At 45.7% G+C, this 22419-nt stretch carries 24 protein-coding genes; 4 read left to right on the top strand and 20 right to left on the bottom strand.

The annotated features are described in order from the left end of the window. Nucleotides 1-69: 69 nt before the first annotated feature. From LOZ80_RS06855 to LOZ80_RS06825, 7 genes are all read right to left on the bottom strand, one after another. A complete protein-coding gene (locus tag LOZ80_RS06855) occupies nucleotides 70-1245 on the bottom strand; it encodes an acyltransferase family protein (RefSeq protein WP_238170720.1) in 1176 nt (391 codons plus the stop codon). A 92-nt stretch (nucleotides 1246-1337) separates the two neighbouring features. Then, on the bottom strand, nucleotides 1338-1601 hold the full coding sequence (locus LOZ80_RS06850) for a DUF2798 domain-containing protein (RefSeq protein ID WP_238170719.1): 264 nt from the start codon (nucleotides 1599-1601) through the stop codon (nucleotides 1338-1340). A 649-nt stretch (nucleotides 1602-2250) separates the two neighbouring features. Beyond that, nucleotides 2251-2694, bottom strand: a complete 444-nt coding sequence (locus tag LOZ80_RS06845) for an SRPBCC family protein (RefSeq protein WP_238170718.1) — start codon at nucleotides 2692-2694, stop codon at nucleotides 2251-2253. After that, on the bottom strand, nucleotides 2687-3007 hold the full coding sequence (locus LOZ80_RS06840; protein ID WP_238170717.1) for an ArsR/SmtB family transcription factor: 321 nt from the start codon (nucleotides 3005-3007) through the stop codon (nucleotides 2687-2689). The genes LOZ80_RS06845 and LOZ80_RS06840 overlap by 8 nt, the downstream gene beginning before the upstream one ends. Before the next feature lie 111 nt (nucleotides 3008-3118). Continuing rightward, nucleotides 3119-4078 carry a D-2-hydroxyacid dehydrogenase family protein gene (locus LOZ80_RS06835; protein WP_238170716.1) on the bottom strand — a complete coding sequence of 320 codons (960 nt, stop codon included), beginning with the start codon at nucleotides 4076-4078 and terminating at the stop codon, nucleotides 3119-3121. Between the two features lie 34 nt (nucleotides 4079-4112). Then, nucleotides 4113-4928, bottom strand: coding sequence for a nucleotidyltransferase domain-containing protein (locus LOZ80_RS06830; RefSeq protein ID WP_238170715.1), 816 nt, complete (start codon nucleotides 4926-4928; stop codon nucleotides 4113-4115). A 479-nt stretch (nucleotides 4929-5407) separates the two neighbouring features. Next, nucleotides 5408-6316 (bottom strand): DMT family transporter, encoded by a 909-nt coding sequence (locus LOZ80_RS06825; RefSeq protein WP_238170714.1) that lies wholly within the window; start codon nucleotides 6314-6316, stop codon nucleotides 5408-5410. 168 nt (nucleotides 6317-6484) lie between these two features. Here LOZ80_RS06825 and LOZ80_RS06820 point away from each other — a divergent pair, with 168 nt between their 5' ends. From LOZ80_RS06820 to LOZ80_RS06810, 3 genes are all read left to right on the top strand, one after another. Next, the gene (locus LOZ80_RS06820; protein WP_238170713.1) at nucleotides 6485-7324 is read left to right on the top strand and encodes a TrmB family transcriptional regulator; all 840 of its coding nucleotides are present in this window, start codon (nucleotides 6485-6487) and stop codon (nucleotides 7322-7324) included. A 1193-nt stretch (nucleotides 7325-8517) separates the two neighbouring features. Further along, nucleotides 8518-8877 (top strand): transposase, encoded by a 360-nt coding sequence (locus tag LOZ80_RS06815; RefSeq protein WP_238167655.1) that lies wholly within the window; start codon nucleotides 8518-8520, stop codon nucleotides 8875-8877. 23 nt (nucleotides 8878-8900) lie between these two features. Then, a complete protein-coding gene (locus LOZ80_RS06810) occupies nucleotides 8901-9776 on the top strand; it encodes an IS3 family transposase (RefSeq protein ID WP_238168157.1) in 876 nt (291 codons plus the stop codon). 259 nt (nucleotides 9777-10035) lie between these two features. On the opposite strand, the gene LOZ80_RS06805 is transcribed toward LOZ80_RS06810, so the two are convergent. Further along, entirely contained in the window at nucleotides 10036-11058 is a 1023-nt protein-coding gene (locus tag LOZ80_RS06805; RefSeq protein WP_238170712.1) for a glycoside hydrolase family protein, read from the bottom strand. A 181-nt stretch (nucleotides 11059-11239) separates the two neighbouring features. Between LOZ80_RS06805 and LOZ80_RS06800 the strand changes: the two genes are divergently transcribed. After that, nucleotides 11240-12157 (top strand): helix-turn-helix transcriptional regulator, encoded by a 918-nt coding sequence (locus LOZ80_RS06800; RefSeq protein WP_238170711.1) that lies wholly within the window; start codon nucleotides 11240-11242, stop codon nucleotides 12155-12157. A gap of 25 nt (nucleotides 12158-12182) precedes the next feature. Here LOZ80_RS06800 and LOZ80_RS06795 read toward each other — a convergent pair whose 3' ends face one another. From LOZ80_RS06795 to LOZ80_RS06740, 12 genes are all read right to left on the bottom strand, one after another. Then, a complete protein-coding gene (locus LOZ80_RS06795; RefSeq protein WP_238170710.1) occupies nucleotides 12183-13052 on the bottom strand; it encodes a PhnE/PtxC family ABC transporter permease in 870 nt (289 codons plus the stop codon). Between the two features lies 1 nt (nucleotide 13053). Further along, the gene (locus LOZ80_RS06790) at nucleotides 13054-13839 is read right to left on the bottom strand and encodes a PhnE/PtxC family ABC transporter permease (RefSeq protein WP_238172918.1); all 786 of its coding nucleotides are present in this window, start codon (nucleotides 13837-13839) and stop codon (nucleotides 13054-13056) included. Further along, complete coding sequence (gene phnC / locus LOZ80_RS06785) at nucleotides 13829-14617, bottom strand: phosphonate ABC transporter ATP-binding protein (protein ID WP_238170709.1); 789 nt, start codon at nucleotides 14615-14617, stop codon at nucleotides 13829-13831. The genes LOZ80_RS06790 and phnC overlap by 11 nt, the downstream gene beginning before the upstream one ends. A 42-nt stretch (nucleotides 14618-14659) precedes the next feature. Then, nucleotides 14660-15718: a PhnD/SsuA/transferrin family substrate-binding protein gene (locus LOZ80_RS06780; protein WP_238170708.1), complete on the bottom strand. Its 1059-nt coding sequence runs from the start codon at nucleotides 15716-15718 to the stop codon at nucleotides 14660-14662. A gap of 84 nt (nucleotides 15719-15802) precedes the next feature. Then, nucleotides 15803-16531, bottom strand: a complete 729-nt coding sequence (locus LOZ80_RS06775) for a phosphonate C-P lyase system protein PhnL (RefSeq protein WP_079417865.1) — start codon at nucleotides 16529-16531, stop codon at nucleotides 15803-15805. 13 nt (nucleotides 16532-16544) lie between these two features. Further along, complete coding sequence (gene phnM, locus LOZ80_RS06770; RefSeq protein WP_238170707.1) at nucleotides 16545-17726, bottom strand: phosphonate metabolism protein PhnM; 1182 nt, start codon at nucleotides 17724-17726, stop codon at nucleotides 16545-16547. Nucleotides 17727-17751: 25 nt separating this feature from the next. Continuing rightward, a complete protein-coding gene (locus LOZ80_RS06765) occupies nucleotides 17752-18597 on the bottom strand; it encodes an ATP-binding cassette domain-containing protein (RefSeq protein ID WP_238170706.1) in 846 nt (281 codons plus the stop codon). Nucleotides 18598-18611: 14 nt separating this feature from the next. Further along, nucleotides 18612-19454, bottom strand: a complete 843-nt coding sequence (locus tag LOZ80_RS06760) for an alpha-D-ribose 1-methylphosphonate 5-phosphate C-P-lyase PhnJ (RefSeq protein ID WP_238170705.1) — start codon at nucleotides 19452-19454, stop codon at nucleotides 18612-18614. A gap of 5 nt (nucleotides 19455-19459) precedes the next feature. Further along, entirely contained in the window at nucleotides 19460-20581 is a 1122-nt protein-coding gene (locus LOZ80_RS06755; protein ID WP_238170704.1) for a carbon-phosphorus lyase complex subunit PhnI, read from the bottom strand. Beyond that, the gene (phnH, locus tag LOZ80_RS06750) at nucleotides 20582-21178 is read right to left on the bottom strand and encodes a phosphonate C-P lyase system protein PhnH (RefSeq protein WP_238170703.1); all 597 of its coding nucleotides are present in this window, start codon (nucleotides 21176-21178) and stop codon (nucleotides 20582-20584) included. It abuts the gene before it with no gap. A gap of 14 nt (nucleotides 21179-21192) precedes the next feature. After that, nucleotides 21193-21618 carry a phosphonate C-P lyase system protein PhnG gene (gene phnG / locus LOZ80_RS06745; RefSeq protein WP_238170702.1) on the bottom strand — a complete coding sequence of 142 codons (426 nt, stop codon included), beginning with the start codon at nucleotides 21616-21618 and terminating at the stop codon, nucleotides 21193-21195. Nucleotides 21619-21709: 91 nt separating this feature from the next. Beyond that, complete coding sequence (locus LOZ80_RS06740; protein WP_238170701.1) at nucleotides 21710-22411, bottom strand: GntR family transcriptional regulator; 702 nt, start codon at nucleotides 22409-22411, stop codon at nucleotides 21710-21712. Nucleotides 22412-22419 lie beyond the last annotated feature (8 nt).

Raw genomic sequence — 22419 nt, 5'->3', positions numbered from 1 at the left:
GCGAGGCTCATCTTTCCTTCCCGCATAACTGAGCTTGATGGGTACACAAAAAGCCACTTGAGATCGTACTCAAATGGCTTTCTGTGCAGCTGATTCTAAGTTCATTTCATCTAGCTTCATCTTCTTACTTCTTGTTAGAAATTTGCCGAGCCATATGGATGGCTTCTCGATGAAAAAGTACATCATAGAAGCAATAAATAGAGAGACTAGCAGCGAACCACTCAGGAGGATACCGATTGATATACCCTGAGCATATAATGTTTGGACCACTGTAAGAATTATCACCACATGGATTAGATACAAACTATAGGAGATTTTACCTAAAAATATCACGAAAAAATTTCTCATCATACGGGACAATCGTGCGGAGTTTAAAGTGAAAATTATCAAAATGACAGCCCCTAAAGTAATAAACCAAGAATCTATAACTGTTCTATAGAAGGGGGATATGTTCTGAAATATGAGTGCTTTTATTACAAATGAAGGGTGTACAAATAAATAAGTAGCTATTCCAAATGCGAAAACTGAAGTTTTCACTTTAACGCTAAGTGAATTGAATTTATGAGAGATATAACTTCTATATTTCGCTAACAACGCACCTATAATGAACAAAGCTGTGTAATTAAGTGATGCCACATATTCTGTCCCTGTACTTGCAGGCTTGAAAATAATAAATAATACGATTGCCAGCAGACTTACCAAAGCGCTGAAAGCTAACGCCTTTTTCCAATCTAACTTCGATATGATTATCATAATTAATGGGAAAATAATGGATATTCTCATTTCATGAACAAGCGACCATATAACAGGATTTAGATTACTAAGAAAATCACTTAACATGATCACATGTTCTTTGATGAGTTGAAAGCTAATAGGGGCTGACCAGAAGGTATTGATCCAACTGCTCAGTCCTTTTATTTGCCCTGTATAAAAGGCTTCTCGACAAGAAATCGCAAATAGTAAAGCAAAGATGTAAGGTAAATAAATTCGACAAATACGTTTAATAATGTACGAAGAGTACTTCAACTGCTTATTGCTAAAATAAGGAAGTGCCAAAACAAATCCACTTAAAACAAAAAATAGGACCACCGACTCCCCACCAGAAATAAATAAACGGAGAGGGCTGTATTCGAATATTACTTTAAAAAGTTTGTTGATTGGAATTACTTGATACAAATGAAAAAACACAACACAGAGCGCTGCCAAACCACGCAGGGAATCCAACTCTTCATATCGCTTGTTCACCTTGAGCGCCCCCAGAATAACATTATTAAGAACAAAGTAGTTCTTAATAAAGAATATAACAAATTGTGGTAGCGATTAAAAGAGTTAATTCATTATGCTAAGGACAGAATCACCAATATCTTCTTAGACTTGTCATAGGGTAATGAGAAAGCAATTTTCTTGGCTACTGGACCGACAATAAATAAATCGACTAAGGAGGCAATAATAAAGACCAGAATAAGCTGAATCACAATTCCTTTCAAAGTTATCGTACCTAACAAACCATGTGTAAATAAATTATACAATGTCATGAATACGACCATCCCAAAGCACATCATCAAACCAAAATATAATTCCTCTTTCTTTGTCGTTGGCAATTTCCATCATCCTTTCTATCTCGTTATTATAGCGATAATGGAATTTCTTCATAAGTGAAATGTCTGTGAACGTTTGGATCGCTGAATAGAGAAAAACGGCTTCGCTGCCCTGAGAGATCAACCTCTAAAAGCGACAAAGTCTATTAAAGGGAACTCCAGTTCGCTATTTAGGCAAAAAGCAGGGTTTCGCGAGTCATAGCGGAACTACAGGGTCTTATTCTCACGAAAAGCGCTGAATTTCCCATAATACAGCAAAATAGCGTACTGTAGTTCCCTCAACCTCGTTATAATGGTACTTTTTGCTAGAATAGCGTACTGCAGTTCCCTCCATTCCGCGCGAGGCTGCTGAGTAACTTCTTGATTACTCCAAAACCTATAATTTTCTTAAACAAAAGGGTAAGCTTCTAACGCCACCTACAACAAAAAGAGCACCTGCCGTGGCAGTCTGCTCCTTCTTTGTCTGCTTCAGTCAATGATGTCTGGCAGATCGACGTCCAAAAATCCTTCTTTTGGATCTGCGATTCTCGTTGCCCTCCCCTTCCGACATACCCTCCGTGACGTTCCCAAAATCCGAAAATGCACCTGCATGGTTGATGGCATAATTCGCTTCTTTTGGCTCCAATTTATTCACTTCATCTGAGTTTTAATCTTAAAAAGCAGCCAGAGTTTGGCCTGTTTCAAGCAGGCTCTTTAAATTGCTTAGAATAACAGGCCAGCCATTATTAAATCCTTCAATCTTGCCTTCATCTTTACGAATATCCTTGTCTAATAATTCCTCGTGTCGGAGCGACAGTTTTACAGTAGCGTCCATGGGTGTTAATTCATAAGTAACCGTAGACATTCGCTCTACTTCAACGTCCTTAACGCTCCAGGAAATGGTTAGTAATCGATACGGCTCATAGACAAGAACTTCACCATAATGTTCAACTTTATCTTTATTCATCAATTTAAAGCTAGATCCAACTTGCCAATCCGAGACGATTTCACGACCGAAAAAATACTGCTTGGTGAATTCACTGGTAGTTAGCGCTGCCCAAAGTTTCTCGGGTGTAGTTGCGATGTAAGTCGTATACGCGAATGAAGTTTTATTCATGATTAGTATCCTCCTCTAAGGCTTGCTTTAGTGTGTTTAATGCCTCGATCCGGTGACGCTCAAACTTGCCGATCCAGCGCTCATAAATTTCCCCGATAGGTACCGGGTTAAGATAATGCAGCTTTTCACGGCCTTGCCAAACGATAGTAACTAAATTTGCCTCTTCCAGCAGCAAAAGGTGCTTCGTAACAGCTTGACGACTCATTGTCATTTGTTTACAAAGTTCTCCTAAGGATTGTCCGTTATTCGCGAACAAGAGGTCGAGCAATTCTCTGCGTGTGCCATCAGCAAGTGCTTTAAAGAGTTTATCCATACCTCAATTATATGCAACAATTTGGTTGCATGTCAAATATAAAAAAACCTGCAGCATATGCCACAGGAACTAGATCATGGTAAACCTTAGTAAAGCTCATCTTTCAATAAATCAAGAAAGCGTTCGAACCGGACTTCCGGATAAATAAGCTTCAATATTTCCAACTACATCTGTATAAAAAGCTTCATAATTCGCTTTCGATACATAGCCAATATGCGGCGTAGTAAGAAGATTCGGAAGCGACCGGTAGATATCGTCCTTAGGCAGCGGTTCCACCTCGAAAACATCTACCGCGGCGCCAGCGATCCAGCCGTTCTGCAAAGCTTCAGCAAGTGCAGCCTGATCCACGATTGGAGCGCGGGACGTATTGATCAGGTATGACGAAGGACGCATACGTTTGAGCTCTACGGCGCCAATTAACCCTCTTGTCCGGTCGCTTAATACAAGATGAATGGACACAAAGTCGCTGTTCTCCAGAAGTTCTTCCTTGGAGGCTGCTAATCGCACGCCAACTTCGTCCGCTCGCTCTTTCGTTAAATTCTGGCTCCACGCCATGACGTCCATGCCGAACGCTTGTCCGAATTTAGCGATTTTGCTGCCCAGTTTGCCGAGTCCAAGTACGCCAAGCTTCTTCCCATACAAATCCGTTCCAATCGTACTTTGCCACTGACCGCTGCGGATCGCGTTGTGCTCCTGCACAATGTTGCGGGCTAGCCCCAATAACAAAGCCCACGTGAGCTCGGCGGTTGCGTTGCCTGCGCCTCCCGTGCCGCAAACGATAACGCCTTGCGAAGCGGCTGCGGTCATGTCGATCGACGCATTGCGCATGCCTGTAGTAATTAGCAGCTTCAAGCGGGGAAGCTGAGCAAGAAGCGCTGCACGGAAAGGAGTCCGTTCACGCATAATCACTACAATCTCACAGTCGGAAATCTGTTCAACCAGTTCACTCGGTTGATCGATATGCCGATCAATACTCTTGACTTCCACCTTGTCCGAAATCCGGGACCAATCCGCGGCAGTCAACGCCACTTGCTGGTAGTCGTCTAGAATGGCACAGCGAAGCTTCATCATCTATTTGCCTCCTTCATAAAATACCTAGTTCTCGCTAGCGGTCACTGAGGGGAGGTTCACCTTCCAACCAATTCCATTCGTTGTTCACGATAAAGCGGCTGACTGATTCATTCGGCGTAATTCCCCAATCGTGGAAGGAACGAACGCACTCAACGAATGTGCTGATTGTTTCTTTGTTTGGCCTAGCAAGCATCTCATTCTGCAATTGCACATATGATTTTGGTTTTTCAGGTACCCTCTCCAACGAACTCATCATTGATTTATGGCAGGGAAAGAGTGTTCTATTATAAGCAAGAATCAATCGTCCTGCAAATAATGCAACTTGACTAACCGCTTGCGATAATAAGTATGCGTTATTCAAGGCTAACGCTCGATCAGCGAAATATCCTCCGTACAACTCCACTTGAGCAAAGAAGTCCTTAAAGTTACTCTCCCGCCGATCTTCCGGATACACGGATATACGACTGACAAGTTCGTCCAAGTTTGGTATTCGAGAAAAGGCGACGATCGCTCCTTCAAAAGAGGCGCGTGTCGGCTCACTCCCCTTTTCTACCGCTGCCTGCAGGAAATCAGAATTGATAATTTTCCCGTCATAATAACCCCCCTTGTAATCGCAGCCATCTTCTGCATAATAAAACAAACGATCCCGCTGTTTCCGGTCCTGGAATATCTCATCTTTTACAACCAAATAACAGTCAATATCTGAATCCTCACGTGCTAATCCTTTAGCCACAGAGCCCGTAATAATCACAGCCAAATAATCCGAATCCTGTTGTAAACGATTCACTAGGTTGATGATTGCTTTCTTGTGATGTCCTCTGATTCCACTTTTCTCAATTTGCTCAGTCATTAAGAATCACATCCCCAATCTCACTATATACTCATTTTACCATATATAGGAACCTAGATCAGTATAAAACTACGTTGTAGCAAAAGATACCGCGTTCAACAAAGCTTTCGCATAGTCCGACTTGGGGTCGGACAGAACCACGCCCGTTTCGCCCATCTCTTGAATAACGCCATCTTTCATTACTGCAACACGATCAGCGAATTGGGAGATCGTTTCAAGTCGACTGTGCCTGTTGTGTGAAGGTAATAATTGGGATGGCGGCCCTTACGAACTCCATACCCTTTATTCAGCCAAAATAGCGCATTTTGAAAATCTAACGATTTCCAGATGCGCTATTTCGTACAAACTATCACTTTCCCGCTTAAAATTTGCTCGATAACGCGAATCCAGTTCATTATACCGCCAAACAAGCCATTTTCTCATCAATAAGCATCATACAGTTCGTTAGATGCCCATTGAGTCTGAAAACCGCCTTCTCACTAGTCCCTCACACTCAAAATAACCCCAACAATAATGATCAGTCCACCGATCAGATCAAATATATGTAAGACTTCATGCAGGAATACGGTTGAGAATAGCACGCCAAAGAGAGGGACAAGGTTCATCAACGCCATAGCAGTACCTGAACTGAGCTTCCTCAGTCCATAATTATAAAGCATAAAAGCTGTTACAGAGCAGAATACTCCCAGATAAAGCAGCATCCAGAGAGACTCTGTGCTAGGCACCTGCCATCTTGACCTTTCAATTAGCGCAAGCGGAATGAATGCAAGTGTTCCTGCGATCGTCTGATAGAACGAAACGGTTACCATTGAATAATTTTTGACAACTTTACGTGTGGTAAAATTATAAGCTGCGAACACAACGCCCGCCAGAATTAGAATGAGGTTGCCCTTCAGCTGTCCTGAACTCCCCCCTAAACTGCCGCCAGAAATCTGATACACGCCGACTACGGCCATAACAATCCCGAGTCCCTTCAGCCAGGAAATTCTCACGCGATAAAAAATGAACTCAAGCAGCGCTGTTATGGCAGGGTAAGAAGCGACAATCAGCGCAGCGCTCGATGCGGTTGTCTGCTCAAGTCCGATATTCTCCAGCGCAAAATAAAGAGTCGTTCCCAGAATTCCGCTCAGTGCCATCAATCCCAGATCCTTAGGTGCAGGCCTTATAAATTCTTTTCTAGACAGCATAATCGCGCCTAAAATAATCGATGCAATTACAAAACGGGCCGCCCCCAATGTAAGAGGAGGAAAGGAATTGTAGGCAATCTTAGTCCCAACAAACGAGGTGCTCCATAGCAAAATAGCGATAATGACAGCGATTAGATAAAGACTGCTGCTTGTTTGCGCCTTGGTTAATCGTACCTTTTGGATCTCTTTCGTTGCATCCATGCCATACCTCCAAGTAATTCTTAGAATTTCATTATAGTAGCTACTTTTGTAGCCACTACAATCATGGTACACTATTGGCACTATCTCCTGTCAAGTGTAATAATGGAGTAGATCGGATATAGTGAAAGAAACGGCCTTATCTACGACGTGGAGGTAGGAAATTACTAAATGAAAATAGAAATCATTAAGATGTTGCAGGATTTGAATTTTACCGAATATGAAGCCAAAGCGTACCTTGCGCTCCTAGATAAATCTCCTTTATCAGGGTATGCGATTTCATTGAACTCGGGTGTCCCTCGTTCCAAAATCTATGAAGTGCTAAGCGGAATGGTGGAGCGCGGCGAAGTTATGGTCAGTCACGAAGATCCTTCGTTATACACGCCACTGCCGCCGCAAGAGCTGATGCGGCTGAAGAAAAGCAAAATCGACTCCTCCTTCGAAGCAGCTGAGACAGCGCTCGCCCATTACTCGTATGTCTCCTTAAATCGGGAAAACATTTGGAATATCACTGGGTTTGATGCCATTCTAAGCCGGGCGTCGGAAGCGATCAATCGGGCTACTGGTCGTGTCTTGCTTGAAATCTGGACAGAAGAAGCCAAACTGTTGGAGCCGGAACTGCGCAGGGCTGCGGAACGAGGCGTCGAAATTCTGATCGTCGTTTATGGAGAACTGCAGTTCGATTTTGCGCAAGTGTACCCGCACGATTCGAGTGAAGAGATTACACGGGAATACGGCGGACGTTGGATTGTGGCGAGCATAGACGACCGCGAAGTGGTTGCCGGTATCGTTTCTCTTGGAACGGACAGCCGCGCCGCTTGGACCATGCACCCAGGTCTCGTCATGCCGATCACGGAGGTCATTATCCATGACCTCTACATCTATGAGATTATGCACGTGCACCGTGAAACGCTGGAACAAACATTCGGTCCCAACCTAATCGAACTGCGCAAAAGGTATAACTTCGGTCCGGCTGGCTACAGCATGGCGGTGAAGCTCGGCTTTCATTAGAAGCATCAAAACCCAGCAGCCTCAAGGGCTGCTGGGTTCTTCCGTGCAATAATGGGTGGGTGCTTGTAATATTCCACCATTCAGATTTTGCGACATTTGCTCCGTAATTAATCGCGCTGCCTCTGTCGTGCTGCCTCTATCCCGCCGCCTCTATCCTGCTGCCTCTATCGTGCTGCTTCAATCGGGTTAATCCAAACGTAGTCTCCTCGCACTATTTGCCGGTCGCCTAACGAACTCAATAACCTTTATTTGATCAAAATAGATCATTTTTAAAATCTAATGAATCCCCGAGGCGTTATTTCATGTAAATGATCACCATTCCGCCAATAAACAACTCGATAACGCCAATTCAGTTCATTAGATTTCTAAACACGCCATTTTTTCGTCAATAAGCAGCATACAGTTCATTAGAATGACAGATTGATTAGGCAGCAGTTGCGGGGGAGAAAACGAAAATGCCTATGAAATCCAGCACCCTGGGCACTAGGTGTATCGCCTCCGCATGGTGCTTGCGGTCCGACGTATGAGCAAGTTCAAGCTCGTGTTTGGCGATAGAAAGAGCAACCGTGCTTTCAAAAGTTTCCGCTTGCCCATAGCCTGTTGAAGAAAACGGCAGTTGACGCCAAAAATAAAGATACTAAGCTCGTACAAGCCGCTACAGGCGAAATTCGAACAAATAAGCACCTTTAGCTGCCTTATTTCACGTAATGGGAATTCTATAAATAGTGATCCCCTTAAGGAAATCCATTTAGGGGAACTACAGGACCCTATTTAGGCAAAAAGCAGATTTCCTAGAGCAGTAGCGGAACTACAGGGTCTTATTTCCACAAAAAGCGCCGAATTTTCCACCAAAGAGCAAAATAGCGCACTCTAGTTCCCTCGACCTTGCCATATTGACACTTTTGGCTATAATAGCGCACTGTAGTTCCCGCAACCTAGCTATTTTGATACTTTCGGCTATAATAGCGCCCTGTAGTTCCCTCAACCTAGCTATTTTGACACTTTCGGCTATAATTGCGCACTCTAGTTCCCTCAACCTAGCTATTTTCACACTTTCGGCTATAATAGCGCCCTGTAGTTCCCGCAACCTAGCTATTTTGACACTTTCGGCTATAATTGCTATTAAGCCCCCTAATTAGATTGGAGAATACCACGGGAAATAAGGTACACTTTTTATTAGGGAGGCGAATACCGTGCAACAACGTAACAAGGTGTTTGAAGAAGTGCGTTTCAAGGTAGCTCAAGAAGCGCTTGGTGGAATTAAGACGGGTGTTCTTTCGCGAAGATATGATGTATCGCCAAAAACCATCCGTAACTGGGTAAAGGAATATCAAGAGACCTTTGGGGATGATGCGTTACCAACATTAGATGAACGTATGGCTGAATCCAAGCGCCTAGCTGAACTGGAAGAAAAATATGCTTGTGCGCTAAAAGCACTCGGAGAGAAAGAGTTGGAAAACAATATTCTGAGAGAACTTGTAAAAAAGTCCAGCCCTGCCTCGAAGATAAACTCAACATTGCCCAAACGTTCATCGAGCAGGGACATCCCATAACGACTGTACTGCGCCTAACTAATGTGGCTTCTTCGACCTACTACGACCGTCACAAAGTTATGCGTTCTTCGCTAAAGCGCCCTTCAGCACCTGGAAGGGGGCGTCCAGCCACACTTCACTCGAAGACGCATACGGGTCAAATCGTAAGCAATGCCCAGATTGAGGAATGGCTGTTAGAGCTAGTTTCGGGTGAGGAGCATAGTTATGGTTACGTTCTACTGACGGAGTGTTTGCGCGTTCAACATAGCCTTGTAATCAACAAAAAGAAAGTGTATCGGTTATGTCAGAAGCTCGGTATTTTAAATCCGCAGCGGCGCAAAAAGATTCATTATCCGAGACGTTTAGCCCGCAATCATACCATTAACGCGTCCAACCAACTATGGCAATTAGACATCAAATATGGGTACGTAGCAGGCTATGATCAATTCTTTTATCTCGCGGATATTATCGATGTATTTGATCGAAGCATCGTCGGCTATCATCTTGGATCCAGCTGCGAAGCTAAGCATGTTTGCCAAGCGGTTAAAGACGCTCTACGTTCACGCATAGCATCAGGTGCAAGCAAGCCGATTATTCGCACAGACAACGGTCCTCAGTTTATTAGCAAGGCTTTTGGAGACATGTGTGAGGATGAAACGATGATTCACGAGCGGATTCCACCCAAAACGCCCAATAAAAATGCCTATATCGAATCATTCCATGCCACATTAGAGCGTGACTTATTGAGGAAAGAAAGCTTTGAAACGTTTGAAGAAGCTTATCGAGCTATTCATACGTACATGGATTTTTATAATAATCGTCGCATGCATAGAAGCCTCGGTAAACGATCGCCAGCCGCATTTATGAGGTGGGTAGAAAAAGCATCGATGGATACGTCCAGCTATGTGCTCGCCATTTAACTAGCAAAAGAAGCCGACAGCGCTTCAAAAAACAAGCAATACGAAGATAACACCTTGTTGTACAACCGATTCTCCGGAATTAGGGGGCCTGACCGATTGCGCACTCTAGTTCCCCACGATAGTGACACTCTTTACTGTAATAGCCGCACGACGTCCCTAACATCCGCACAAGGCAGCTGCATTAACTCCGCGACCGCCCCAAAACATACAAATTCCCCAAAAAAAAGACTGCCAGGCAAAATCCCAGCAGCTTCAATAACTAATCACCAATCGGTATCACCATGTTCCATGTGTTCCGGCCTCCGAAGTTGCCTTCCCCATCTGCCGTAGCGGCGAACAAATGAGTCGGTCTGCCCTCTTGAAAAAGCAGAAACGGCCTTTCAAAATTGCCCATCTGTTTAATCGTGCCATCGTTCCAGGTAATAAGTCTCGAATAAGCCTTAGGATGAGCGGCGATGTGCCAATTCAAACCATCAGAGGAATAGGCTTGAATGCCGCCATGCCGTTCACCGCCGACGTTCCCTTTCATGTCTTTGGCGATCATCGCGTAACCGTTCTCTGTCTGCCAGATGAACGGATCTTCCAGATGCACATCCGCCGGAGGAAACAACGGCTCCTCGCTCAACACGCGGTAGGGTCCCCTGTAATGATCCGCCCGTGCCGCCCCAAGTGCCATATCACTATATGTATGGCCTTTGTAGGCTCTGGATTTGTAAATCAGCAGCACGGAACCGTCTTCATGCACGCATGGAGCCGGATTCGACGTTAGATAGCTGTCAAATTTGCCAGGGCGAACGCCTAGGATTGGAGAATCAAGCCTCTCCCAAGGGCCTTCAACATGATCCGCAATAGCCAGCCCGATCCGTTTGTTTGCTCTGGCAACTATGCAGCGCGGATCATCCAGCCCATACGCTTCGCCTGGCAAGACGTCAGGAAACGGATAAGTTGTCCCCATATAGTAGAGAAGATATTTATCAGCGTGCTTTACAATATGAGGGTTATGCGTACTGCGGCCATCCCAATACTCGGCTCCTCTTGCCGGAAGAACAACTTCCGCAAATTCATACGGCCCTTCCGGCGCAGCGGCAACGGCCCGCACGACCTCTGAATGGACGAGCCATCCAGGATGCATGGGAAGATGTTTGGGCCAACGCGAGGCAAACATGTGGAATTGTCCGTCCTCACCCTGCACAACCGAACCGCACCAGACCCAGTAGTCTGTCATCTGGAATCCGCCATTTCGGGGAGCTGGCAGCAATTTTTCGTATAAGTTTTTGGTCATCCTCAACGTCACTCCATTCTAGTAGGAAAGGTCATGTTCTTCTTTCATTATAGAAGCACTCCCTCCATCTTACTATTCAGATAATCAGTGAACTTAAGTACAAAATCAGTTTTTATCACTTGCATCCTGACAAGCAAAGGACTATACTTAGGCCACAAAATAATGGCAAAGGTTGATTTTCATGCTATGTCTCGAGCTTTCTATACCGCCCCTTCCTGTTTTGGTCATGATCAATAAAGTGAATTTCCCTAAGTCATACAGTCATCTTGATCGGGTTTTCCATCTATACGATATCATTATCGTACGCAGAGGTACTTTGTATATGACAGAAGACGGGATTCCCTACGAAATCAGCGAAAATCAGATGTTGGTCTTAGAACCAGGCAAACGTCACTACAGCCATATAGCTTGCCAGCAAGACACGCTGGTCTACTATTTGCATGTCCAACACCCACCAGCCCAGCATCTGGTTCCCGCCGAGGAAATCCGTTGGCATGCCATTCTCCCCATCAGCACCTATAAGGACCACGAACCGCAAGAACATGTCATCTACCTGCCCAAATTCAAGGAACTTAACACAGGGCAACTATGGTCTCTCTTGGACGACCTTATTGAGCTTCACAATCGTTCCGAACTTGAGAAGATGCTCCCGCTTCAAATTATGTTCGGGCAGCTCCTCATCATGCTTCAGAATTTCGCCAAGTCTTCCCACAATCAATCGAGCAGGCAGCTCTGCGACGACATCATCGCCTATCTGGGTGAACAAAGCGAAAAGCCATTTCGGCTTGAAGAAATGGCGAAGGCATTGCATTTTTCGATTGATTATATATCCAAATGCTTAAAGAAACATACCGGCTTAACGCCGCTCCAATATATGAATAGAATTCGCATCCAGAAGGCGCGAAATCTGCTGGAGCACTCCGACCTTTCCTTGCGGGAAATCAGCCTCAAAGTCGGCATCCCCGACATGAATTATTTCTTCCGGCTGTTTCGCAAGCACGTAGGGATGCCTCCTGCCAAATACCGCTCCTCCCTGTATGCGGAAACTGCTGAGTGTCCTCCCCCGCGCACAAACACGGCTCCACCGGATAAAGTGTGAGCCGTACGATTTCAGCTAACCATATCTACACCTTCGCTCTAAGCTTCTTCTTAATTCTTGTGGCCAGAATTTCCAACAGAACAGCAAAGAAGAGAATAAAATAGGTAACAACCCCGACTTCTCTAACGTCATAATAAAAACCACTAGCCATAAACATATCAAACCCGATTCCACCTGCGCCGGCTGCCGCTCCCATAGCAACAGCAACAGCAAAGTTGATCTCAAAGCGCGTGAATGTCCATGATATCAAATACGTAACAGACGAAGGAATGACAGCTTGAAACACAATCTGCCACCAAGTAGCACCGCTAGCTTTCAGCGCTTCAATTACCCCCTTGTCTAGTTCTTCGAACGACTCCGAATAAGCTTTGACCAAATAGCTTACAGAATGGAAGGTCATGCCAATAACTGCCGCAACACTTCCCAGTCCAGCAGCAACGGCAAAAATCAGTACCCATAATACAGTAGGAACAGCTCTGATGAAAGTTACGCCCGCTTTAATGATAATCGAAGCTGTGCCTGTAGATAGATTGCGTGCCGCCAATAAAGCTAGAAACAAGGCAATGACAGCACCGAACAGCGTGGTAAGAAAAGCCAAACCTAATGTGATGATAACTTGCATAAGGGCTTCCCCGAATGTAAAGTGCTTCAAATGGGGTTCCAAGAACATCGTTTTGATCGTCACCGCGGTTGATTGGATGCTGTCCAGCAGATTTATATTCTTATAGTCAAAAGTTGCAAACCCATATATGCTCAAAGCTGCCAGCATACCTAAGGTAAGCTGAATCACAAGCGCGGCATGGCTGAAAGGTTTAGCCTTAATGTGTTTATCTGGAAACCCCTTCGGCCCTCTGGTTCCGTCAATGGTTTTTTTGGCAATTTCATGGAGTTCCATGCTAGAGAATCACCCTCCTGACATAATTGGAAATGGCTTCTATCAGCATAATGGCAGCCACAATCACGAGTACCACCAATGAGGCGGAGCTATAATTCAGGCTTTTGTAATACAAGCTGAACAGAAACCCGATTCCCGTCCCCGTTAAAATGCCAATTAATGTCGCTTGGCGGATATTCGTTTCCACCATAAAAAGGATCCAACTCAGCAATTGAGGAATGCTTGAAGGAATGACAGATTGGAAGATGATGGAGAAATAAGAAGCTCCAGTCGCTCTTAGCGCCTCCACGGAGCTGTTGCTTACTTCATCGATAGATTCAATAAACGCGCGGGTCAAAAATCCGAAAGAACCGAAAAAAAGAGCAAAGTAGCCTGTCATTACACTTTGCCCGAATGAAAACAGCAGAATCATCGACCAAGCGGCAACATCAATATTGCGAAACAAAGTTGCGATTGAACGACTGATTAGGCTTACTACACCACCAACTCCGGTCGTGTTGGAACCAAGAATGGCAAACAACAATGCGAATATAGAAGCAACGGTTGTCGCTGCAATCGAGACTAGTACAGTTTCGATCAAAGAATCCATAATAGCAGGAAGTTTCTTCATTGCTTTCTCATTGGGATAGAAATTCTGAAACGCCCACTCGGCTGCTTTGGGAATCGAGGTGAATCCTTTGACCACGTTATAATCGGTTATTGTTATTGCGGCCACAGTGGCCAGAATGAGCAATACGTAATAAATGAACGAATTCCTTCTTTTTCTGGCAAAAAAGTTAGCCTGCATGCTGCCCTCCCTGATCAGCCATGAACTCATGCAGCTCTGCCCCGTAGATTTTGCTGAGCTGGTCCGCATGGATGCCTGCCGGGTGACCATCATAGATGATTGTTCCCTTATTTACACCGATCACTCGGTCTGAGTATTTCAAAGCTATGTCCACTTGATGCAAATTAATGATAACGGTAATGCCCATTTTGGAACAGATGCTGCGTAGATGCTCCATAATAATTTTGGAAGCATTCGGATCCAAGGAGGCTATGGGTTCGTCGCACAGCAGCATTTTGGGGTTCTGAATCAGAGCCCTCGCAATGCCAACCCGCTGTTTCTGACCGCCGCTCAATTGATCACAGCGTTTGTAAACCTGCTCTTCCAGACCGAGCATTTGCAGGATGCTGTACGCCTGCCTCTTCTCTGCTTCAGAGTAAATGCCAAACATCCCGGCCAACGTTGACTTGTAGCCAAGCCGTCCATGCAGAACATTCTCGATGACACTCAGCCGATTAACCAGATTATAATGCTGAAAAATCATCCCAATCCGTGTTCTCAACCTCTTCAGATCGCGTTTCTTAAAACCGAGTACACTCGCACCATCAAAAATGATCTCTCCGCTGCTAGCGTCAATCATACGGTTAATACAGCGAAGCAGCGTGGATTTCCCAGCACCCGAAGGTCCGATGATCGAAACAAATTCCCCTTCTTTCACAGCGAAGTTAACATCTAATAACGCTCTTGTATCCGCACCATACTGCTTCGATACCTGCTTTAATTCCAATAACGTTGTCATAGTTAACTCCTTTGGCAAATTAGGTAGGTACGATTGGTACAGTTACTTCGATAGCTCTCTAACCGGGTTAAACCAAGCATCTTCGACCGTCAGAAATTTCTCCTTACCTGACTTTTGCTTGAACATCCCGGACTCTTTTGAATCTTTTTGCAGAATAATCTTCGGGTTTTTGGTCACGATGTCGGAGATGAACGCGTCCTTCAGCTTCTTTTGATCGTCCGTACTAATGGTGTTTGTGTTGATTGCAAATGGGGAGTTTAATACCGGTGTGACAGAAATGAGGGAAAATTCCTTGCCAATAAGTGTATTGAATGGCTCAGCCGCGCCTTGTTTAACTTTATAAACCGCTCCAGGTTTGTTGGCCGTTCCAGAAGACAGTTCTACATAATTGCCCACGCAAGTATCACAGAATGCGGCAATATCTGCTTTGCCAGTCAACAGGTTGACTGCCGATCCCTGATGTGAGCCGCCAAATAGCACCTCGCTGAAGAACTTGTCCTTCCCGCCTTGAATCAGATCATCGGTAGTCAGACTCTTATATTTGTCTTTCTTGCTGAAGTAGCTTACGATTCCAGCGGAAGGCACTTTGAAACCGGATGTGGAAGAATTGGATACAAAAGAGAATTTCTTGCCAGCAATGTTATCAATCGAGAAACTGCTGCCGTTTTTGTACGCCTCTTCCTCCCCTTTTCTAACGTTCAGCCAGCTGTAATACACAGCATCATCCAGCGTTCCTGACTCACCGCTCATTACAACCAGAGGCTGAACCTTCTTATTCTTTGCATTGGCTTCGATATATCCTTGAGGTCCCATGAAAGCTACATCCGCATTGCCGCTCGCAATGGCTTCGATGGCGATAATATAATCTGTCGTTGTTTTATGCTCTACTTTCTTGCCTGTTGCCGTTTCAATGACTTTGCCAAGCTCATCGCGGGCATCTTTCAGATCCGCTCCGGACTCATTGGGGTACCAAGCAATCGTGATGGTGTCCTTGGTTTTTACGGGTACAGCAGCTTTCTCAGCGTCGCCAGCCTTGGATGCGCAGCCTGTAACTACAGCTGCAAGGGTTAATGAAATAGCAAGTACCAAAAGTTTTTTCAAGTTAACTCTCCTCCCGATTTGCAAAGCTTTGTAATGGACAACCTTCATACCCAAGCTATATATCAACGGACGGTTTGGACAATTTTAATGTGGTGTAAGGTTGGTCTGTCGATCAGCCATTAAGAATTTGCCGTCCTTTATTTGATATTCCCGATTGCATAGGTTCTCCATAAATTCAAGGTCGTGGAAAATACCCAGCATCGTCGTGCCTTCCTTCATGAGCTGTTCAATCAGTACCTTTACTTTCACTTTGGAGCCATGATCCAGACTTGCCGTGGGCTCATCCAGCAGCAGCAGCCTTGGCCGCTTGACCATCGCTCTGGCGATGTTTAGGCGCAGCTTCTCACCACCGGAGAAAGTTCCCGGATAGCTGTCCCATAAGCTTCGATCCAGCTCGAAATGCTCGAGCATTTTTACCGTTTCATTCTCCGCATAATCCGTGTCATAGCCCATCTCTACAATGGCGTGGCGGACGAGCTCTCTGGCTGTCGTGCGCGGCATCACATTGAGAAATTGAGACACATACCCGATTTCGAATCTCCGCAATTCAATCATCATCCGCTCCGACACAGTGACCAGATCAATCCGGCCAAAACGTTGAGAATGATACCAGATATGCCCTGAATGAGGCAGGTATGTGCGGTAAATGCATCTGAGCACGGTTGACTTTCCGCTTCCGCTTTTCCCGGTAATGCCTACGAATTCGCCTTCTTTCAGGTAGAGATTTACGTCTTCAACCGCATTGATATGTTTGTTCAAGTTATGCAATGTGAACGATTTGGACAACTGTTCGATTGACAGGAGGCTATCCATGCCATCACCCCCATTAAATTCTATAATTCGTTTTCTGAATCAACTTGCCATCTACCATTACTGCTGTAATGACAGGGAAATCATCAGGCTCCAACCGTTCAATAATGAGCAGATCCGCCTTCTTCCCTTCTCGAATCGAACCTAACTGCTCATCCATATTAACGGCTCTTGCAGGATTCAGGGTGACGAGTTTGAACATTTCGGCCAAGCTCTTCTTATACTGACTGGCTAGTTGAAAGACGGCGTGAAGCATCGCAGATGGATAGTAATCGCTGCATAGAATATCGATAGAGCCGTCGTTGACAGCCTCCGCAGCAGAGAGATTGCCGCTATGCGAGCCTCCCAGTATAACGTTAGGCGCTCCGGCTATCGTGAACATTCCTTTTTCCTTCGCTTTGCGGGCAATTTCAAGCGTAATCGGGAATTCGCTGATCGTCGTGCCGAAACTCTGCACCAAATCCAGCTTTTCCACAGAATCGTCATCATGCGAAGCAACGGCAATATTTCTGGCTTTGGCCATCTCGGCGATTTCACGGATGGCATCCACGGTCATTTTCTGCTTGGACTGGTGATTAGCAATAATGAGTTCCACATTTTCATCCGAAACGTCTTCGTATCCGCGAATTGTCTTTTTATACATTTCCAAATCCCTGTACTGCCCTTGGCCTGGCGTATGATCCATGAAGGATAGGAGATGGACCTTTTCCTCCAAGATGTAGCTTTTTAAGCTTTCGATTTCATCCAGATTATCAATCTCGAATCTGGCATGAAACCGGTGACGGACCAAATGCTTGCTATTGTGCGTCTCATCGATCAGGTCAACCAGCTTGCGCACATTCTCAGGCTCTCGGATAGGCCGATACTTATAATCGACAGACTTGAAAATGGATAAGGAATGAAACATGGTCGTGATACCGTGAGCGATCAACTCCTTCTCCGTCTCGCGCAGACTCAGGCGGAAATCGATTAAAGATGTAGGCCTTGGAGCCGTCATATGCTCAATATAGTCGGAATGGATATCGATAAGCCCTGGAGCAATGTATCCGCCACACGCATCAATAATTTCTGTATTGGCATCTACAATAAACTCACCTTGACGTGCGATCTTAGCGATTCGATCGTGCTGGACAAGCAGGTCATAACCTTCTAATAGCGTTTCTTCTGTAATAATAATGCCGTTCGTTATCAGATACATGGGATGGACTCCTCCTGTAAATTCGCTACAGCATCGAATGAACGAGTTGCTGCGTATAGGCGTGTTGGGGGTCTTCGAGAATTTGATCCGTTAAGCCTTGCTCTACAACCTGTCCATCCAGCATGACCATCGTTCGGTCCGCCAGCATCCGGATGACGCCAAGATCGTGCGATACAAGCAGAATGCTGATGTTCAGTTCCCTCTGCAAGTGCTTAATTAGATCCAAAACATTGGCTTGCACAGATAAATCCAGTCCGGTGGTTACTTCATCGAGCAAGAGAATAGGCGGATTGTTGGACATCGCCTTGGCAATCTGCACACGCTGCTGCATGCCGCCCGAGAAATTTTTCGGTGCTTCTTTCATTCGATAGAGCGGAATATGAACGCGCTCCAGCAGTTCGCTGCCTCGGGATTCCATCGCTGCCACATTGCGGCTTCCGGCGGCGATCATCTTCTCGGCAATATTTCCGATGGAGGAAAAGTTCATCCTAAGCCCCATCACTGGATTTTGATACACTTTGCCCATGAGCTGGTTGCGGATAAATCTTCGCTGTTGGGAGGATTCTTCGAATAGGTTGCTGCTGCCATCTTTATAAGGTGTCAGGTACGCTTCCCCCGCTGTTACTTCTTGATCAAAGTACAGACACCTCATCAACGTCGATTTGCCGCTCCCGCTCTCACCTACGATGCCAAGAACTTCGCCGGGAAATAAATCGAACGAAATATCCTGGCAAGAATACACCGTAGAGCAGACAGGGCAATAATTTTTATCCAATTGGCGCTTTGTTGCATCGCGGCATTCCCTGCAGCCTGCACCAAATTGTTTATTCAAATTTTTCACACTTAGGATCGGGGTTGAACATTCACTCATTTCTCTTCACCTCATTAAGAAAACTGCTGATTCATTCGGCTTAGACAGTAGCTCGTATCGTTGCATTGATAGTAATTAGCGTCTTCTTCCGTATCGTAAAGTTCATCCATGAACACATCCTGAGCCCCGCACTGCTTGCAGCTCTTGCCAGGAAAGGACTCTGGTTCGAATGGAACATCTTCGAAGGCCAGGGAGACCACCTTGGTAAATGGCGGAACTGCGTAAATTTTCTTCTCCCGTCCTGCGCCAAGCAGAATTAATGCTTCCGAGCTGTTCATCTTAGGGTTGTCGAACTTAGGGATCGGACTAGGAGCCATGACATAACGATCATGTACGAACACGGGATGGTCAGCGCCCGTGGAGACGCTGCGATACTTCATAATCTGCTCAAACAGCATAAGCCATGCGCCGCTATATTCCTTCTCCCCGTGCAGCCTCTTCGTCTCCAGCTCACTGGATTCATACATGCGCAGCGGCTCCGGCATTGGAACCTGCAGGACCAGAATTTGACCCGTCTTCAGAGGAATTTCTGGTATACGATGCCGTGATTGGATCAGTGTAGCCTCAGAAGTCTCCTCCACAGCGATGACTCCCGTCGTCTTGTTAATCAGCTTCTTCATACTGACCGCATTAACCGATTCATCTGAGCCTTGGTCGATCACTTTAAGCCTGTCTAATTTCCCGATCAAGGAGAGTGTAAGCTGTAGCCCGCCTGTTCCCCAACCACGTCCAATTGGCATCTCTCTGGAGGCGAATGGGACTTGATAGCCAGGAATCGCAATAGCTTTCAGCGTAGCTCGTCTAATTTCCCTTTTGGATCCTTCGTCTAGAAAAGCGAAGTTGTATTGAATTTGCATAGGCTCTACTCCTCTTCCGTTTCCTTCGACTGGATCTTCCTTGTTTTGCGCACATCGTTAAGCTTGGATTGAAAGGTCACATAGTGCGGCATTTTCAAGTGTGAAATGAAGCCTGTCGATTCCACGGAGTCGATATGATATAGCACGAACTCTTCGTTCTGCGTCGGAACATTTTTGTCACCAGCCTCAAGGCTTTTATCCAAAATGCTCATGGCGATGGCTTTCGTTTCATTCTGCCCAAAGCAGAGCCCATAGCCGAATGCCAGTTGAAGCTCTTTATGGCCATTCTCCTTCTCAACCGTTGCTGGGACAAGCATCTCCACTTCTGTAACTTTAATCTCGCCTATAAAATAAGCATCATCCTCATCATGTGTCGGATGCAGAGGATTTTCCAAGTAGATTGGAAGCTGACCTACGCGCAGTTCGCCCACCGTCGGGTGAATCATGCCGTATCCCCGAATCACAGCGTAGGCCAAAGATGTTACAGCTCCTGTCTGACCCCTTGTCAGAATCTGCAGCTTTTCACTCCTACTGGCTGGAAAGGTCAGGCTTGTTCGCGTAACATCATCCGGCTCGGTGTGATCGGTCGGGCAGTCCGCTATCAAGCCTTCTTTCCTGAGATAGTCCAGCACTTTGGGAAGACGACTTTCTGCAGTTTCCATGAATTCGGCGCCCTCACCAGATGCAAAGTCCTGCAACCAGTTGCTTACTTCAGCTTCCGTTTCATCCATGAGGTCGAAGTCCAGCATGCGATGGGAGTAATCCGCAGAAGCTCCCAGAATCTGTCCGCCAGGGATATCCTTGAAGGAAGCAGAAATCCGTCTTTCCACACGCATCTCCTCAGGCTGGATGGTTTTGGAGTAGTGTTTTCTTGGCAGCGTTGACCGATAGGCGCGCAGCAGGAACACCGCTTCTTCGGGATTTCCTTCCGCTTGCTTAATAGCCAGAGCTGCTAGCTGCTCACTATAAAAACTGCTTTCTGACATCACTTGATCAATGAGACCTCGCATCCCGGCTTCAATCACATCAACATCCAGGACTTTATTGTTTTTCAATCTTTCGAACTGCATGCGTTTTAACGATTCTTCAATGGCATGTGTGCCACCTTTGACTGCTACATACCCCATTCAACTAACCTCCTCAACCAGAACCTGCGTCGTTCTCGGCAAAGCGAGCAGACGATGCTTCGTATCCACGAAGAGGCAATCCAGCCCAAGCGGGTATTCGGCATTTCGCTCCGCTCGGATATCCAGCCACCCCTCACTAGCAAGTACTTGAGCGTTGGCGAAGGACTGAATACCCGGTCCAGAAAGTCGCAGCTTGCTTCCCGCAGACAAACTTTCTACTTCAATAATTAACGTTGCCGAGAAATGCGGATCACTTAAATTACCAATTTTCGCTTCTTCAAACGCTTGTTGCAAATCATCCTGCTGTGCGTCTCTGAGCACAAAAATAAAATCTGCCTCGCTCGCTTCCGCTTCTCTGGCGTAACTCATTTGTTTGAACAATTGCGTCACTTGAACTTTCCGCTCCGAGAACACGTTGAAGGAGACTTCCGTATCCAGCAGCATCTCGGCCAGTACCAGCGTTGCAGGCAAACAGCCTTTATCCAACGCTAGTTCTCCGGCTTCTTCGGCGAGATCTGAGAGAGTCCCAGGTCTTGACTGGGAGTCGATCAATTTTCTATAAGCTCTTTGTATATCATGAATGAAATCCAAGCTCATGGTTGTCTCTCCTTTCAATCCGTGTCCATCGTTTCAAAATTCACTTTTGTTTGCAGAAGCTTCGATTGAAATGCGGCTTGCCGAGCAGCCAAGCGCTCGCTTTCCTGCTGAAGCAGAATTGACCATTCCGCAGTTTCTTTAAGATCTGCCCCGAAAGCTGCATCAATAACAGCCAAATCATAGGCTTTGTTTGGGTCATCCCCCTTGACAAGACCAACGCCGATTGCTCCTTCAATCTGCACTTTGCATTCCGTCACCAACACTTCGCCCAAATAAAACAGGCTTTTCTGTGCGGTTTCTCTCACCTTGACCATGACCAATCCGTGATTAGGCTCTTCGATCACAACAATGTTGTAACGGCTCGCAATATCTTGTGAAAGCGACACAGCCAGATCAGCCGTTCCATTTATTAAAATCTCTGTTCTTTGCTTTCGTTTCATCCTTGGACCTCCTTGCTCTGAGAAGTCATCATTCACTTCGAAATTCACTCTATCTTGTTGCCAGGCTGATGGCTGTTAAGATTACGTAAATTTAGATCTCGTAAGAAAAACAGTCTCCACGATACAAAATTTTGCTGCATTCCAGCATTTTGCCTGATTCACCATCCATGCACCCGGATTCCAGCACCAATAACGGAATAAGGCTGGAGCAAGCTAGCAGATCCCTCTCGCTTTTAGAAGGGTACGTTACGCTAAGAATTGTTTGGATAGAACGAAAATTGTGATAGCCCTTGCTTCTGTAATACTGAAACATCGAAGTTATCTCTCTTCCCTCGGTACTGATTTCAGGAAACATGCATGCCGTCACATACGAAATGTGCAAGGCAATAGACTGTCCATTTACAATTCGGAGCCGGCCCACTCGATAGACCATGCTGTCTTCAGGTGCGCGAAGGGATTGATAAATTTTATTGTTAAACGAGATGGGCTCACAAAATATGTTCTTGGACTGATAGTTATAGCCTAGATCAAGCATCTTCTGACTAAAACTGATATTCCCGGAAAGAACGAGAGGAATGCGAAGATTTCGATCCTGTACAAAGCTGCCTTTGCCTTGCTTGGAGTAGATATAGCCCAGTTCCTGCAAGCGCTCGTAGGCTTTGCGCGCAGTGATTCTGGGGACCTTGAATCGGTCTGCCAACTCATTTTCCGAAGGCAATTTATCGTCAGGCTCATATTTGCCGGATTGGATAGCCGCAGTGAGATAATCCATGATATCCACCTCTTCAGACATGCTCGTTA

The sequence above is a fragment of the Paenibacillus sp. HWE-109 genome (assembly GCF_022163125.1).
Classification (GTDB): Bacteria; Bacillota; Bacilli; order Paenibacillales; family NBRC-103111; genus Paenibacillus_E.
The sequence above is the reverse complement of the archived record's forward strand: the minus strand, read 5'-3'. Positions and strand labels throughout refer to the sequence as shown.